The sequence below is a fragment of the Pseudomonas fragi genome, from assembly GCF_900105835.1.
Classification (GTDB): Bacteria; Pseudomonadota; Gammaproteobacteria; order Pseudomonadales; family Pseudomonadaceae; genus Aquipseudomonas; species Aquipseudomonas fragi.
Window position 1 is genome coordinate 2,976,914 of record NZ_LT629783.1, and the last position, 14,376, is coordinate 2,991,289.

The following is a 14,376-nucleotide window of genomic DNA, read 5'->3' on the forward strand; positions in this document are numbered from 1 at the left end:
AATCAATGTTGAATGGTCAGGCCAACTTGCCCGGCAGCCTTGATCGCGCAGGCTTCGTCCTGCTCAGCACCGCCCGCCCCGGCCACGCCCAGCGCGCCCACCAGTTCCCCTTCGGCGAATAACGGCACACCGCCGCCCAACAGCAACAGCTCGGCGATGGAGTTGAGATTGGCGGCCTCGGGGTTGTTACGCGCACGCTCGGCAAACAGGCGGGTCGGGGTTTTGGTCGACAGCGCGGTATAGGCCTTGCGCTGGCTCGCCAGCAGGTTGTGCGGGCCAACGCCTTCCGGGCGCTGCGCCATCAGCACGTTGCCACCGCGGTCGAGCACGCTCAGCGCCCCGGTGCAGTGCTTGAGGGTCGCGTCGGCCAACTGGCGGGCGGTGGCCAGGTCCAGATCGGCATGGCGCGCCAGATTCGGCGCCGCCTGGGCCGCGCCGGCAACGCCAACGGCAGTCCACAGCAACAAGGTTTTCAGCATCATGGGCAAGCTCCTGTACGAATGGGGCCACCGTAACCTGCGACCTTCGTCAGAACCCCGTCAGTTGCATTACAAGTTTGTAATAGGCAACACCGCCGAAGGCGCCTAGCCTGTGCAGACGATTGATCGAGGTGTGCGATGCGTTTGTTAGTGGTTGAAGACGAAGCCAAGACGGCCGACTTCCTGGCCAAGGGCCTCAGGGAGTCCGGGTTTGCCGTGGATGTGGCGCTGAACGGCCTGGACGGGCGTTACTTTATCGAGCAGCAGGAATACGACCTGATCATCCTCGACGTCATGCTGCCGGGGCTCAATGGCTGGCAATTGCTGCAACTGATTCGCCAGCGCGGCGCCACGCCAGTACTGTTCCTGACCGCCAGGGACGCCATCGAAGACCGCGTGCGCGGCCTGGAGCTGGGCGCCGACGACTACCTGCTCAAACCCTTCGCCTTTGCCGAGTTGCTCGCCCGGGTCCGCACCTTGCTGCGCCGCGGCCCCCTGCGCGAGGCCGAGTCGTATGCCATCGCCGATCTTGAAATCGACGTGCTGCGCCGCCGCGTCAGCCGGGGTGGCCAGCGCATCAGCCTGACCAACAAGGAATTCGCCCTGCTGCAACTGCTGGCCAGCCGCCAGGGCGAAGTGCTGTCCCGTACCCTGATCGCTTCGCAGGTGTGGAACCTCAATTTCGACAGTGACACCAATATGGTCGAAGTCGCCGTGCGCCGCCTGCGGGCCAAGATCGACGACCCCTACATGCCCAAGCTGATCCACACCGTGCGCGGTGTGGGTTATCAACTGGAAGCGCCCGATGAGTAAATCCATCGCCTGGCGTCTGGCGCTGGCGATTGCCCTGACCTGTGCGCTGGTGCTGAGTGCGGTGGGGGTGTTCCTGTACCGCTCACTGGCTGCAGAATTGACCTTTCGCGACGATCAGGCCCTGCTCGGGCGCCTTGAACAAGTGCGCGCCCTGCTGCATGACAGTGACAGCCTCGAAGCCCTGCAAGAGCGCCCACGCCTGTACCAGAACATGCTCGGCAACCTGGACAGCGTGCTGCTGGTCAAGCGTGCCGATGGCAGCCCGCTCATCGCCATCAACCCCCACCAACAAGCCTTGCCGGACTTGCCACCCATCGCCCAGGACCGGGCGCCGCAGCGCGCCGATATCAAGACCGTGGACGCGACCGTATTGCTCGCCGGCATGGCCCGTGGCCCGGCCAATGAAATCCTCAGCGTGACCGTAGGCAAGCGCCTGGATGAGCGTGAGCAAATGCTCGCCAGTTACCGCATGCGCTTGTACATGGCCGCCGGGCTGGGCACCTTGCTGGCCTTCGGCCTGGGCTTGCTGCTGTTGCGCCGTGGCCTCACGCCGCTGCGCGAACTGGCCCAGGCCATGCGCCATATCGACCCGCGCAGCCTTGACCGGCGTATGCCCACCGAAACCATGCCCAGCGAGCTCAAGGAGCCGGTGCTGGCCCTCAACGCCATGCTCGCGCGGCTGGAAGACAGCTTTGCCCGGCTGTCGCAGTTTTCCGCCGACCTGGCCCATGAAATCCGCACGCCGCTGCACAACCTGCTGGGCAGCAACAGCCTGGCCCTGAACCAGCAACGCAGCGCGGCTGAGTACCAGGAGGTTCTGGCATCGAATATCGAGGAATATGAACGGCTCAACCGCATGGCTGAAAACCTGATGTTCCTCGCCCGTGCCGAGCACGGGCAGCGCCCGTTGCAGCTGCAAACCCTGGACCTTGGCGAAGTGGGTGACGGGCTGTGTGATTACTTCGAGGCGCTGGCCGAGGATCGCGGCTTGCTGCTGGAAAATCAGCTGCGCGGGCCGTTAACGGTGGATCAGCAACTGCTGCAACGGGCACTGGGCAACCTGCTGGCCAATGCCGTGCGCCATGCCCGGGCGGGTTCAACCGTGAGCCTGCAGCGGCACGATGAGGCGGGAATGTGCTGGATCGGCGTGCACAACCTCGGCCAGCCGATTGACCCGCAGCATATCGACAGGCTGTTCGACCGCTTTTACCGGGTCGACCCGTCGCGGGCCCAGCCGGGGGATTCGGGCGGTCTGGGGCTGGCGATCGTGCAGTCGATCATGCAATTGCATGGCGGGCAGGTGCGGGTGATCAGCAATGACAGCGGCACCCTGTTTGAGCTGGGGTTTGCCCTCTAAATCCCCACGCCCCTGTGGGAGCGGGCTTGTTGTGGGAGCGGGCTTGCTCGCGATTCAGGCGCTGCGGTCTGTCAGGTAAACCACAGCGATCCCATCGCGAGCAAGCCCGCTCCCACATGAGCAAAGTCATACCCCCTGAAGCAAACGTTCCAGCTCTTCGATGCGCGCCAGCAAGGCCTGGCGTTCGGCGCGTTCGCGAGTGATGTCGTCGATCACGCTGATCAGGTGCTCGGGGCTGTCGTCCTGGGAGTTGCGCTGCAACGAGGTGCGCACATGGGTCCAGATAAAATGCCCGTCCTTGCAGCGCAGGCGCTTTTCCAGGTCGTAGTTGCTGATCTTGCCCTCGAGCAATAGCTGCAACTGCTCCAGGTTGGCCTGCAGGTCATCGGGGTGGGTAAGGTCCTGGAAGGTCAGCTGGCGCAGCTCCTGCTCGCTGTAACCGAGCAACTGGCACAGGCTGTCGTTGACCCGACGCCAGCTGCCGTCCAGGTCCACATAGGCAATGGCGCCGCAGGCCAGTTCGAACAGCGCGCGGAAGGCTTCTTCGCTTTTGCGCAAGGCTTGTTCGGCGGTTTTACGGGCGGTGTTGTCCATGCTGATGCCGATCATTTTCACCGGGCGCCCGGCGCTGTCGTTCAGCGGCATGGCCCGCGACGAAATCCAGCGCATCTCGCCATCGGGGCGAAATATCCGGAAGTCGTATTCATAGGGCGTGTTGTTGGCGAAGCACTCGTCGTAGAGCGCATTCATGACCACCTTGTCTTCAGGCAGTACATGGGGCCAGAAATCGTCGTTGCTGTTGACCTGCCAGCCGTACACCCGCTCGACGTTGGCCGAGTAGAACACCTCGTCGGTGATCAGGTTCCACTCCCACGTCACGATCCCGGCGTTCTCTTGCGCCAGGGTCATGCGTGCTTCGCTTTCCATGATGTCGGCGATGTACTTGCGGCGCACATCGGTCATCGGCAGCTCCACCGAGGCCGCCCCCTGCAGGTCCTGCACCGCCTGTTCGCCATAGCGCAGCCACACCCAGTTGACCTTGAACAGGTCAGCCAGTTTGCGCAGATTGCTGTAGTCGATTTCGCCACCACGGGTCCATTTATGCACCGCCGTACGGGAAATGCCCAAGGCAGTGCCGACCGCTTGCAAGGTCATTTTGTGGTGTTCGAGCAGCTCCTTCAGGCGAAAGGCAAAGCTATCTTCAGTCATGACAAGTCCGTGATCACGCAAGGCGCAGGGCGTCGCGATTATACACACACCCCTGTCGCCCCCCGGCGCGATCACGCCAAGCGCATTACAAGTCCAGCACCAGCCGCTCGCCCCGGGCACGGGACACGCAGATCATCATGGTTTGCTGGGCGGCCTTTTCGTCATCGCTCAAATATTGATCATTGTGCGCCGCTTCGCCCTCAAGGATGCGCGTCTCGCAGGTGCCACACACGCCTTCGCGGCACAGGCATTCAACGTCGACATTGGCTTTTTCGATGGCCTTGAGAATGCTCATGCCTGCTTCGACGCGCAGCTCCTGGCCGGACTTGGCCAATACCAGCGTAAAAGCGCCGCCGGTCACGGGCGCGGCGGCGAACTGTTCCCAATGCACGCGATCATCGGCCAGGCCCAACTGCTTGCCGGTGGCGATCACCGCATCGATCAACGGTTTGGGGCCACAGACATAGACGTGCGCATCGCTGGCCAGCGCGCCCATCAGTTCGACCAGGTTCAGTGACTGCCCCAGGCTGTCGGCATACAGCCGAGTACGGTCGGCATGAGGTCCGGCGCTGAGTTCATCCTGGAACGCACCGTGCTCGGGGCTGCGGAAGGCATAGTGCAGCTGGTAGTCGGCGCCGCTGTCGCGCAGTTCATAAACCTGCGACAGGAACGGGGTAATGCCGATGCCACCAGCAATCAACACATGCCGGCCGGCCTTGGGGTCGATGGCAAACAGGTTGTTGGGTGTGGAAATCATCAGCTCGGTGCCGACTTCGACCTGCTGGTGCATGAAGGCCGAGCCGCCTTTGGATTGCTCCTCAAGGCGCACGCCAATCTGGTAACTGGCAGTCTGGCGCGGGTCGCTCATCAATGAATAGGCATTGCTGTGCTGACGGCCGTCGGCGTCTTTCATCTGCACGATGATGTGGCTGCCACCGGTGAAATCCGGCAGCAATTTGCCGTCCTGACGTACCAGGGTGAAACGTTTGATCAGCGGCGTCACCTGCTCCACCCCGATCACACGGGCGGCAAGCATTTGATATGTGTTGGCCATCGCAAAACCTCTACTGCGCTAAAGGGCGGCACTCGCGTACCGCCTGATTCATGACCCGGTGCGGTCGGCTCAGACCGCCAGGCACAGGTATTTCAGTTGCAGGTAATCTTCGATCCCGTATTTGGAACCTTCGCGGCCCAGACCGGATTGCTTGACCCCGCCAAACGGCGCGACTTCGTTGGAAATCAGCCCGGTATTGACGCCGACCATGCCGTATTCCAGTTGCTCGGCGATGTGCCACACGTGGCCGATATCACGGCTGTAGAAGTAGGCCGCCAGGCCGTACAACGTGTCGTTGGCCAGGGCCACGACTTCAGCGTCGCTGTGGAAGCGCACCAGGGGCGCAACCGGGCCGAAGATTTCCTCGTCCAGCAGCAACATGCCTTTGCGGATATCACCCAGAACGGTGGGTTCGAAGAACTGCTCGCCCAGCGCGTGCACGCCGCCGCCCAGCAACAGGGTCGCGCCCTTGCTCACGGCGTCGTCGATCAGCAGGCGCACTTTTTCCACGGCCTTGAGGCTGATCAGCGGGCCGATTTGCGCACCGGTTTCATTGCCATGGCCAACCTTCAGCTGCGCGACTTTGGCGGCGAATTTACTGGCAAACTGGTCATAGACCGCGTCATGCACATAGAAGCGGTTGACGCACACGCAGGTTTGCCCGGCGTTGCGATATTTGGCGGCGATGGCCCCCTCAACGGCGGCCTCGATATCCGCGTCGGCGAACACGATAAACGGCGCGTTGCCGCCCAGCTCCAGCGAGACTTTCTTGATGCTCTCGGCGCACTGGCTCATCAGCAGGCGACCCACCGGGGTCGAGCCGGTAAAGCTCAGTTTGCGCACCAGCGGGTGGCCGGTCAGCTGCGCGCCAATGGCCTGGGCATCGCCCGTCACAATATTCAGCACACCGGCCGGGATGCCTGCACGCTGGGCCAGTTCCGCCAGGGCCAGGGCCGAAAACGGTGTTTCGTTGGCCGGCTTGACCACAATAGTGCAACCGGCTGCCAGCGCCGGCGCGACCTTGCGGGTGATCATCGCCGCCGGGAAATTCCACGGCGTAATAGCAGCGCAGACACCGATGCCCTGCTTGATCACCAGCAGGCGCTTGTCGGTAGACGGCGATGGAATCACGTCGCCATAAATGCGCTTGCCCTCTTCGGCAAACCACTCGATAAACGATGCGGCGTAGCGAATCTCGCCCACGGCTTCATGCAGCGGCTTGCCCTGTTCCAGGGTCATAAGCTGCGCCAGATCGTCTTCGTGTTGCAGGATCAGCTCGAACCAGCGGCGCAAGATCTGTGCGCGGTCCTTGGCCGTGCGCTCGCGCCAGGCGGGCAACGCGGCGTCGGCGGCTTCGATGGCGCGAATCGCTTCGCTGCCACCCATAAGCGGCACATTGCCGAGCAACTGGCCCTGGGCCGGGTTGGTGACATCTACGGTTTGCCGGCTGTCGGCATTCACCCAGGCTCCATCGATAAAAGCCTGTTGGCGAAACAATTGGGGGTCGTTGAGCTGCACGCAGGACACTCCTCTTTATGGGGTAAAACGCCGCAGGCACACTGCGGCGTGATCGGGATCAGTCGTCCAGATGGGCGACGGCGATCAGGTTGTGGAAGTGCGCAATGCCGTGCTCGCTCATGCCGCTGCGGGTGCGGTCGGCCATGATCCGGCCCTGGCCGCGATAACCACGCGATTGCAGGCCGCGCTGCACGCTCTCGACCAGACGCAGGTCTTCGGGGCGGAACACGTCGCGGTACCACTCGATCAGCGCCTGCTGCTCGGGGGTGATGTCCTTGTTGAGGAAGTAGATGTCGTAGTGCTGCATGGTCACGCCAGCGCTGACCGGGAACTCGTAGATCACGGTCATGAAGTTGCCGCCCGGTGGCGCGTTGAACATGGTGCACGGCCAGGCCCAGAAACCGCTAAAGGAAGGATCTTTGATCGATTCATCGAACTTGAAGGATTTTTCCGACGACTTGGCGTGCCCGAATTGCAGCGACCAGTTGCCGTGCAGGGTGTGCCAGTACTCGTCGACGCTCACCGAATCGGCAAAGCCGGGGTGGGCCGGGGCGCAGTGGTAACACTCCAGGTAGTTGTCGACGATGGACTTCCAGTTGGCCGGCGTATCGCTGACGAAACGGGCCGCCAGGTGCAGGTCATCCACCACCGGGCAGGCTTCGCGCAGGCGGGCTTGCAGGCCCGGCAGTTGCTCTTCCACGGTGCCGGCTTCGTTGTTCATGTTGATGTAGATGAAACCGGCGTATTCCTCGACCCGCAGGGCCACGAGGCTGGAGTTTTCCTTGTCGAAATTGACCACGTTGTCGCAGTTGCGCGCGTGGGCCAGTTCGCCATCGAGCTTGAAGGTCCAGGCGTGGTACGGACAGGTGATCACGTTTTTGGCCTTGCCGCTGCCGCTCAGCAACTGATGGCCACGGTGCGGGCATACGTTGTAGAACGCGCGCAGCACACTGTCGCGACCGCGCACGACGATGATGCTTTCGCCGATCACTTCGCGGGTGATGTAGTCGTTGCTATTGGCAACTTCGCTGCGGTGACCAACACAAATCCAGGTGTTGGCGAAGATCTTTTCCTTCTCCAGCTCGAACACGCTCTGATTGGTGTAGTAGGACGCGGGAATGGTGTGCGCTTCGTCAGCATTGGTGCAGAAGTCGGCAGGCAATTTCACGATAGTGTTCATCTGGTCTCTCTCAGGCAATTCAGAGGGCGGGGCAGGCCGCACGTCGCCCTGTTTCAGGCTGTTTTTATGTAACCAGTGAATTACAGACAACCACTGGTTAACAAGACATGCAAAAAAAACCGCTCAGGTCCCGGCACCGGAGTGCCGGGGCCTGCGCGTGGTTCACAACAACAATCAGCTCAGGGCTGCGGGTACCGCTTTCGCCTCGACCTTGAGTGCAGGGCTGTGGGCTGCGACTTCAAACGCCGCCACATAATCAAGGTCGTTACCGCGAGATACGGCTTCCTCCTCGATCAGATAAGCCGGCATGGCGCTGTAGTCCTCGAACATCCATTTGAGGAAGCCGTAGATCTTGGTCAGCAGGATCACCATGAACGGAATGGCAGTCAGCACCACGGCGGTTTTCATTGTCGACAGCGAGACCTTGGCAAACAGCATGGCCAGCGGCACCAGGGTCAGGGCGATGCACCAGAACAACCGGTGAGTCGGCGACGGATCCTGGCCTTCCTGCATGTTGCGGGTACTGGTGGCGGCCACGGCGTAGGCCGCTGCGTCCATGTGCGAGGCGCAGAACACCGCCATGATGAACAGGTAAACGCCCAGGAAGATCTGGCCGAACGGCAGCGCACTGAGCAGCATCTCCACCGCCGTTTCACCGCCCTGCTCGGTCAGGATGCGCGGCACATCAATGGCCCCGCTCATGAACTGGTGCATGCTGTAGCTTTCCAGCGTGCCGAAGAAGAACCAGCAGCCAAAACTGCCGCCCATCAACATCGCGGCGACCACTTCTTTCATCTTGCGGCCCTTGGACACACGGGTCACAAACATGGCCACGCCCGGTGCGTAGGAAACCCACCACAGCCAGTAGAAAACCGTCCAGTTGCGGGTGAAGGCACCATCACCTTGCGGGTCGGTAAACAGGCTCATGTGTACGTAGTTCTGCATCATCAGGCCAATGGAATTGGCGGTGTTGTTGATGATGAATTGCGTGGGGCCAACCAGCAGCACCACGCCGGCAAACACCAGCGCGCCGATACACACCATCTTCGACAGACGCTGCATGCCACTGGCAATACCGATGTAGGAACTGAGCGAGAACACCACCGCCACCACACCGATCACCATCAATTGGGTGGTGAAGGTATCCGGCATGCCGGTCAGCGCCGACAGGCCGCGGGTCAGGGTGGAGGCGGTGAGCACCAGGGATACGGTCAGGGCGCCAAACATGGTCAGCAAAAACACCAGGTCGACGATCCGCCCTACTGGCCCCTGGGCCTTGAAACCGGTGACGGCTTCGATGACGGAAGACAGGCTCAGGCCGCTCTTTTTGCGCACATGGAAGTGATATGCCATCGCCAGAGACGACAAGGCGTACAACGACCAGGCACTGATCCCCCAATGGAAGAACGAATAACTGACGCTGTAATCCAGCGCTTCTCGCGAGCCTGCGGCAATGTTCAGACCGGGCGTCTGGTAGTAATACGCCCACTCCATCACGCCCCAGTACAGGGTCGACGAGCCCATGCCCGCGCAGATAAACATGAACACCCAGGTGACCGTCGGGTATTCGGCTTTGCCGTTACCCAGGCGGATGTTGCCGTACTTGCTGAACGCGATGTACAGCACCACCAGGGCGCAGCAAAACACGAACACCTGCACCGAAGTGCCAAAGGTACGGGAGGCCAACTCGAACAGCATGTTGGCGGTGGTCTCGGCTTGTTGCGGAAAGAAGGCAAGGCCTGCAACGGTGGCCAGTACAGCAATCAGGCTAGTTGATATCAAAAAGACATCTTTTTTATTGTTATTGGACATTTAAGTCTCCAGAGAGAGAGTTTTTTCTCTTACTGCACGGTTCTACGTCAGCACTTACCGCTGTTAAGGACTCCTTTCACGCCGTTGAACCCGAACGTTAACTATCAGTTAACGCATATCTTTCGGTTAACAATATGCCCTGAGATTTGGTCTTTTGCAACTGGATCCGCAGGAATTTTCGCCATACCCCACTCATCTTTGAACACGCCAAAAAGCCCGCCAAACCCCCGTTTTTCGGGAGGTTTAGCGGGCTTGCAAGTGTCTGTTCCGCGGCTTTTGCCTTACGCGGCCGGAACGTTACGCCAGTGCAGCGGCGATCGCTTTTCCGACGTCCTGAGTCGATGCCGTGCCACCCAGATCCGGTGTTTTCGGACCACTGGCAATCACATTTTCGATGGCACGCAAGATCCCGTCATGGGCGGCCTGATAACGCTCATCACCCTTGCCCAAAAATTCCAGCATCAGCGCACCCGACCACACCATCGCGATCGGGTTGGCGATGTTTTGTCCGTAAATATCCGGTGCCGAACCGTGTACCGGTTCAAACAGTGACGGGAAGTTGCGTTCCGGGTTGAGGTTGGCCGATGGCGCAATGCCGATGGTGCCCGCACAGGCCGGGCCGAGGTCGGAGAGAATGTCGCCGAACAGGTTGGAGGCCACTACCACATCAAAACGGTTGGGCTGCAGGACGAAACGGGCGCACAGAATGTCGATGTGCTGCTTGTCCCAGCTGACCTGTGGATAGTTGGCCGCCATCGCTTCGGTGCGTTCGTCCCAATACGGCATGCTGATGGAAATACCGTTGGACTTGGTGGCCGAAGTGACGTGCTTGCGTGGGCGCTCCTTGGCCACTTCAAAGGCGTACTTGAGAATCCGGTCTACGCCGCGTCGGGTAAATACGGATTCTTGCAGGACCAATTCGTTTTCGGTGCCTTCAAACATCCGCCCGCCTACCGAGGAATATTCACCTTCGGTGTTTTCACGGATCACCACAAAGTCGATATCGCCGGGCTCACGCCCCGCCAGCGGGCATGGCACGCCAGGGAACAGGCGCACCGGGCGAATGTTCACATATTGATCGAAGTCGCGACGGAACTTGAGCAACGAACCCCACAGCGAGATGTGATCCGGCACCTTTTCGGGCCAGCCCACGGCACCAAAATAGATGGCGTCGAAGCCCTTGAGCTGCTCGAACCAGTTGTCCGGCATCATCTGCCCGTGACGCTCGTAGTAATCGCAACTGGCCCACTCGATGATCTCGATCGACAGGTCCAGGTTCCACTTTTTGGCCGCCGCTTCCACAACGCGCAGGCCTTCCGGCAGTACTTCGTTACCAATACCGTCACCGGCGATGGCGGCAATTCTGAATGTCTTGCTCATGGGGCGAACTCTTGATGAGGAGAAGTGGGCCCATGATATAAAGCGCCAATACAAAGATAATCAGGCGAACTGATGATGGATAAGACACGATTCGTGAACAATCTGCCGAATCTCGACGACCTGCGCGTGTTCGTGGTCGTGGCCCGGCGCTCCAGTTTTGCCGCCGCGGCCAGCGAGCTGGGGGTGTCCCCGGCGTATGTCAGCAAACGCATCCAACTGCTGGAGCAAAGCATTGGCGTGCGCCTGCTGCACCGCACCACCCGTCGCGTGGCCGTCACCGATGATGGCGAGCGTGTCTACCACTGGGCCTTGCATATCTTTGATGCCGTGGAGCAAATGAGCGACGAAGTGTCGGCGCTGCATCAGGAGCCCCGGGGGCAGTTGCATGTCGTCAGCAGTTTCGGATTAGGCCGTCGCCATGTTGGCCCCGCGCTATCAGAACTGTCGCACCGCTACCCAGCGCTGGACATCCGCTTCGACATGTTCGACCGCCTGGTGGACTTGATCGAAGAAGGCTACGACCTGGATATCCGCATCGGCGACCACATTGCGCCCAACCTGATTGCCAAACTGCTGGCCAACAACGCCCGCGTGCTCTGCGCCAGCCCGGAGTACCTGCAACGCCACGGCGAGCCGCGTACCCTGGCGGAACTGGCGGGCCACGAATGCCTGGTGATCAAGGAGCGCGACCACCCGTTCGGGCTGTGGCGCCTGCAAGGGCCGCAGGGCGAAGAAAGCGTGAAAGTTACCGGCGCGCTGTCGGCCAACCACGGCGAAGTGGTGCACCAATGGGGGATCGACGGACGTGGCATCCTGCTGCGCTCGCAGTGGGACGTGCGCGAAAGCCTGGAAAACGGCAAGTTGGTACATATCCTTCAGGACTATCGCCAGCAGGCCAATATCTGGGCGGTCTACGCAGCGCCACTGGCCAATTCGGCCAAAGTCCGGGTCACGGTCGAGCACTTGCGCCAGTACTTCGACGAGCGCCGGTCAGAAACGTGAAAATAGTCTGTTATCAGGGGTTTACAAGCTCAAACATCCGGGTATACTCGTCGCCCATAACGCCGGTATAGCTCAGTTGGTAGAGCAACTGACTTGTAATCAGTAGGTCCCGAGTTCGACTCTTGGTGCCGGCACCATACGCAATACCGAAAGAGGCTCACCGCAAGGTGGGCCTTTTTTGTTTTCGGGGTTTGGAGAAGACTGAAGAGCACCACATGGTGACGCTCTTGAACCGATCAAAAGTTCTGAACGCTCAGCTCGCGCAATGCCGCTGTTGCCAGAAACCCTGAACGGGACGCATAGCGGTGGTCCCTGCTGACTCGTTCATCGATGCGCTGCAACAGATTCTCTGGCAAAGACGCATTGAACCGAACCGACTTGCCGAGATAAGGCGTCAAATCAAAGTCAACGATTGCCCATATACCGCCGACATAATCCGGATTCTCCAGATGGGCGTCCACGTCCTTGCCCTGCGGTAGCTCACCGCCGTCCGCAACAATACCTTCCAGATGCAAAGCCAATGCTTCCTGCACGTTATCCAGCGCTTGCGAAAAGGTGGCCCCTGCAGAAAAACAGCCCGGCACATCAGGCACCGTTACGCTGAATTCGGAATCTGCGTCTTTATGTATTACCACTGGAAATTTCATGACCGTAACTCTCCTTTGAGACCTGCGGATTTGAGAATGCTGTGCAGCGTCCCTTTGGCAATTTCTGTCCTGGGATGCGGAACCGTTACCCGACCCGCTTTGGCTGGGTGCTTGAACTGATGGTGACTTCCTTTAACCGCGATCTCAAACCACCCATCCGCCATCAGCAACTCGATAAGTTCACGACTTCGCATTTGATCACCACGCATTGTGTGTACGCTACACACCACTGAAAAATGGTGCAACCGAAAAATACACACACTACACACAGAAAAACACGATCGGCTTAGAGTTGTGTTACACGCTGTGCACTCGGACGAATCAATTTCCAGCAGTGCTGCCCCTGCCCGCCCCCCTCCCAATAAAACCCTCTTGCATAAACACTCTGCCATCACAATAATGCGAACAATTACCAATTACATTTTGGTCGCATCCTTATGTCGGCGCTCGATCATTCAGTTCTTCAGCAGCTCTACAGTGAGCACAACGGTTGGCTAAAGGGCTGGTTGCGCGCGCGCCTGGGCAATACGGCGGATGCCTGCGACCTGGCCCAGGACACGTTCCTGCGGGTGATGACCGCACGCCATGACGCCCCCATCCGCGAGCCACGCGGGTATCTGAGCGCCATCGCCCGTTCGCTGTTGATCGACAAGGTGCGCCGCCGCACCATCGAGCAGGCTTATCTGCAGGCATTGGCCCTCAAGCCCGAGCCTGTGGATATTTCCCCCGAAGTCCGCCTGTCGATTATCGAAACCCTGGTTTCCATCGACAGCCTGCTCGATGAGCTGGGGCCCCGCACACGGGATATTTTCCTGGCCGTGCAGCTTGAAGGCTTGACCTATGTGGCCGCCGCTGAGCGCTTTGTGGTGTCGGTCACCACGGTCAAGAATCATTTGATTCGCGCCATGACCCGCTGCCTGTTGCTGGTCGACAGTTGATGCCCACCGCCCTGGACTTCAAGACCCTTGAAGCCGCTGCCACCTGGTATGTACAGCTTAACGACGGCAGCGCCGACGAGGCACGCACCCGCGCCTGGCAAACGTGGCTCAAAGCCAGCCCACAACACGCCGCAGCCTGGGCCCGGGTCGAAAAGTTGCAACGCCAATGGGCGATGATCGCGCCAAAAGCAGCCCTCAGCAGCCTGGATGCCGCCAGGGCCCAGCGCCGAGACGTGCTGAAAATACTCGGCATGCTGCTGGCCGTTGGCAGCGGGACATGGCTGGCTGCCGGGCAGGTGCCCTATCGCTCGATGCTTGCCGAACACCGCACCGGTTTCCGTGAGCGGCGCTCGCTGCGCCTTGACGATGGCTCGCAGCTGGAGCTGAACACCGACACGGCGCTGGATATCCACTTCGACGCAAAACAGCGGCTGATCCGCCTGCACCGTGGCGAAATTCTGGTGCAGACCGCCAGGGACCCAGGCCAGCGGCCCTTTATCGTCCACACCGAAGACGGCAGCGTGCGCGCCCTCGGCACCCGCTTCAGCGTCCGGCAGTTGCCCGGGCAAACGCGGGTCGGCGTGGAGCAATCGGCCGTCGAGATTCGTCCATACGGGCACATCGACCAGTGCCTGCGCCTGGAGGCCGGGCAACAAGTGACGTTCGACAGCGATGACATCGGCGTGGTCGAGCGTTTGCCCCTTGCCTCCACGGCCTGGGTAAAAGGCATGTTGAGCGTGGACGACTGGCGCCTGGGCGATTTTGTCGAGGCGCTGGGCCGCTATCGCCCGGGGGTTCTGCGCTGCGCGACAGCGGTGGCGGACTTGCGCATCTCCGGGGCTTTTCGTATCGATGACACTGAAACAATCCTGGAAAACCTGAGCAAAACCCTACCAGTGAAGGTGCGTTTTCTGACCCGCTACTGGGCCAGCATCGAGCCGGCCTGAGTGCAGGGGCAAATGCTTTGGCCTTTAACCTTGCTGATTT

General features: G+C 60.4%; 14 protein-coding genes and 1 tRNA gene. 6 read left to right on the forward strand and 9 right to left on the reverse strand.

Annotated elements, in window-relative coordinates:
* Positions 1-2 precede the first annotated feature (2 nt).
* Positions 3-482 carry a GlcG/HbpS family heme-binding protein gene (locus BLU25_RS13530; protein ID WP_083369682.1) on the reverse strand — a complete coding sequence of 160 codons (480 nt, stop codon included), beginning with the start codon at positions 480-482 and terminating at the stop codon, positions 3-5.
* A 135-nt stretch (positions 483-617) separates the two neighbouring features.
* On the opposite strand from BLU25_RS13530, the gene BLU25_RS13535 reads away from it, so the two are divergent.
* Together BLU25_RS13535 and BLU25_RS13540 are read left to right on the forward strand one after the other, a co-directional pair.
* Positions 618-1,292, forward strand: coding sequence for a heavy metal response regulator transcription factor (locus BLU25_RS13535; protein ID WP_016783086.1), 675 nt, complete (start codon positions 618-620; stop codon positions 1,290-1,292).
* Positions 1,285-2,649 (forward strand): heavy metal sensor histidine kinase, encoded by a 1,365-nt coding sequence (locus BLU25_RS13540; protein ID WP_083369683.1) that lies wholly within the window; start codon positions 1,285-1,287, stop codon positions 2,647-2,649. The genes BLU25_RS13535 and BLU25_RS13540 overlap by 8 nt, the downstream gene beginning before the upstream one ends.
* A gap of 126 nt (positions 2,650-2,775) precedes the next feature.
* Here the strand turns inward: BLU25_RS13540 and BLU25_RS13545 are convergent, their stop codons facing one another.
* The 6 genes from BLU25_RS13545 to BLU25_RS13570 form a co-directional block, all read right to left on the reverse strand.
* Positions 2,776-3,858 carry a PAS domain-containing protein gene (locus BLU25_RS13545; protein ID WP_016783084.1) on the reverse strand — a complete coding sequence of 361 codons (1,083 nt, stop codon included), beginning with the start codon at positions 3,856-3,858 and terminating at the stop codon, positions 2,776-2,778.
* Positions 3,859-3,943: 85 nt separating this feature from the next.
* Entirely contained in the window at positions 3,944-4,912 is a 969-nt protein-coding gene (locus BLU25_RS13550; RefSeq protein WP_016783083.1) for a PDR/VanB family oxidoreductase, read from the reverse strand.
* Between the two features lie 69 nt (positions 4,913-4,981).
* Complete coding sequence (locus tag BLU25_RS13555) at positions 4,982-6,430, reverse strand: NAD-dependent succinate-semialdehyde dehydrogenase (RefSeq protein WP_016783082.1); 1,449 nt, start codon at positions 6,428-6,430, stop codon at positions 4,982-4,984.
* 58 nt (positions 6,431-6,488) lie between these two features.
* Entirely contained in the window at positions 6,489-7,610 is a 1,122-nt protein-coding gene (locus BLU25_RS13560) for an aromatic ring-hydroxylating oxygenase subunit alpha (RefSeq protein ID WP_016783081.1), read from the reverse strand.
* Positions 7,611-7,784: 174 nt separating this feature from the next.
* Positions 7,785-9,422, reverse strand: a complete 1,638-nt coding sequence (locus tag BLU25_RS13565) for a BCCT family transporter (RefSeq protein ID WP_016783080.1) — start codon at positions 9,420-9,422, stop codon at positions 7,785-7,787.
* Positions 9,423-9,719: 297 nt separating this feature from the next.
* Positions 9,720-10,802, reverse strand: a complete 1,083-nt coding sequence (locus tag BLU25_RS13570) for a tartrate dehydrogenase (RefSeq protein WP_016783079.1) — start codon at positions 10,800-10,802, stop codon at positions 9,720-9,722.
* A 75-nt stretch (positions 10,803-10,877) separates the two neighbouring features.
* Between BLU25_RS13570 and BLU25_RS13575 the strand changes: the two genes are divergently transcribed.
* Together BLU25_RS13575 and BLU25_RS13580 are read left to right on the forward strand one after the other, a co-directional pair.
* Positions 10,878-11,804, forward strand: coding sequence for a LysR substrate-binding domain-containing protein (locus BLU25_RS13575; RefSeq protein ID WP_016783078.1), 927 nt, complete (start codon positions 10,878-10,880; stop codon positions 11,802-11,804).
* Positions 11,805-11,865: 61 nt separating this feature from the next.
* Positions 11,866-11,941, forward strand: a tRNA-Thr gene (locus tag BLU25_RS13580).
* A 99-nt stretch (positions 11,942-12,040) separates the two neighbouring features.
* On the opposite strand, the gene BLU25_RS13585 is transcribed toward BLU25_RS13580, so the two are convergent.
* Both BLU25_RS13585 and BLU25_RS23975 read right to left on the reverse strand, forming a co-directional pair.
* On the reverse strand, positions 12,041-12,451 hold the full coding sequence (locus tag BLU25_RS13585; protein WP_016783077.1) for a type II toxin-antitoxin system HicB family antitoxin: 411 nt from the start codon (positions 12,449-12,451) through the stop codon (positions 12,041-12,043).
* Positions 12,448-12,645 carry a type II toxin-antitoxin system HicA family toxin gene (locus BLU25_RS23975; protein WP_081481088.1) on the reverse strand — a complete coding sequence of 66 codons (198 nt, stop codon included), beginning with the start codon at positions 12,643-12,645 and terminating at the stop codon, positions 12,448-12,450. The genes BLU25_RS13585 and BLU25_RS23975 overlap by 4 nt, the downstream gene beginning before the upstream one ends.
* 243 nt (positions 12,646-12,888) lie before the next feature.
* Between BLU25_RS23975 and BLU25_RS13595 the strand changes: the two genes are divergently transcribed.
* A complete protein-coding gene (locus BLU25_RS13595; protein ID WP_016783075.1) occupies positions 12,889-13,389 on the forward strand; it encodes a sigma-70 family RNA polymerase sigma factor in 501 nt (166 codons plus the stop codon).
* Positions 13,389-14,336, forward strand: coding sequence for a FecR domain-containing protein (locus BLU25_RS13600; protein ID WP_016783074.1), 948 nt, complete (start codon positions 13,389-13,391; stop codon positions 14,334-14,336). Before BLU25_RS13595 ends, BLU25_RS13600 begins: the two co-directional genes overlap by 1 nt.
* Positions 14,337-14,376 lie beyond the last annotated feature (40 nt).

Excerpts from the sequence above, each read along its gene's own strand:
- BLU25_RS13530 (WP_083369682.1), bottom strand. The coding sequence starts at position 482 with ATGATGCTGAAAACCTTGTTGCTGTGGACTGCCGTTGGCGTTGCCGGC.
- BLU25_RS13535 (WP_016783086.1), top strand. The coding sequence starts at position 618 with ATGCGTTTGTTAGTGGTTGAAGACGAAGCCAAGACGGCCGACTTCCTG.
- BLU25_RS13540 (WP_083369683.1), top strand. The coding sequence starts at position 1,285 with ATGAGTAAATCCATCGCCTGGCGTCTGGCGCTGGCGATTGCCCTGACC.
- BLU25_RS13545 (WP_016783084.1), bottom strand. The coding sequence starts at position 3,858 with ATGACTGAAGATAGCTTTGCCTTTCGCCTGAAGGAGCTGCTCGAACAC.
- BLU25_RS13550 (WP_016783083.1), bottom strand. The coding sequence starts at position 4,912 with ATGGCCAACACATATCAAATGCTTGCCGCCCGTGTGATCGGGGTGGAG.
- BLU25_RS13560 (WP_016783081.1), bottom strand. The coding sequence starts at position 7,610 with ATGAACACTATCGTGAAATTGCCTGCCGACTTCTGCACCAATGCTGAC.
- BLU25_RS13565 (WP_016783080.1), bottom strand. The coding sequence starts at position 9,422 with ATGTCCAATAACAATAAAAAAGATGTCTTTTTGATATCAACTAGCCTG.
- BLU25_RS13570 (WP_016783079.1), bottom strand. The coding sequence starts at position 10,802 with ATGAGCAAGACATTCAGAATTGCCGCCATCGCCGGTGACGGTATTGGT.
- BLU25_RS13575 (WP_016783078.1), top strand. The coding sequence starts at position 10,878 with ATGGATAAGACACGATTCGTGAACAATCTGCCGAATCTCGACGACCTG.
- BLU25_RS13585 (WP_016783077.1), bottom strand. The coding sequence starts at position 12,451 with ATGAAATTTCCAGTGGTAATACATAAAGACGCAGATTCCGAATTCAGC.
- BLU25_RS23975 (WP_081481088.1), bottom strand. The coding sequence starts at position 12,645 with ATGCGAAGTCGTGAACTTATCGAGTTGCTGATGGCGGATGGGTGGTTT.
- BLU25_RS13595 (WP_016783075.1), top strand. The coding sequence starts at position 12,889 with ATGTCGGCGCTCGATCATTCAGTTCTTCAGCAGCTCTACAGTGAGCAC.
- BLU25_RS13600 (WP_016783074.1), top strand. The coding sequence starts at position 13,389 with ATGCCCACCGCCCTGGACTTCAAGACCCTTGAAGCCGCTGCCACCTGG.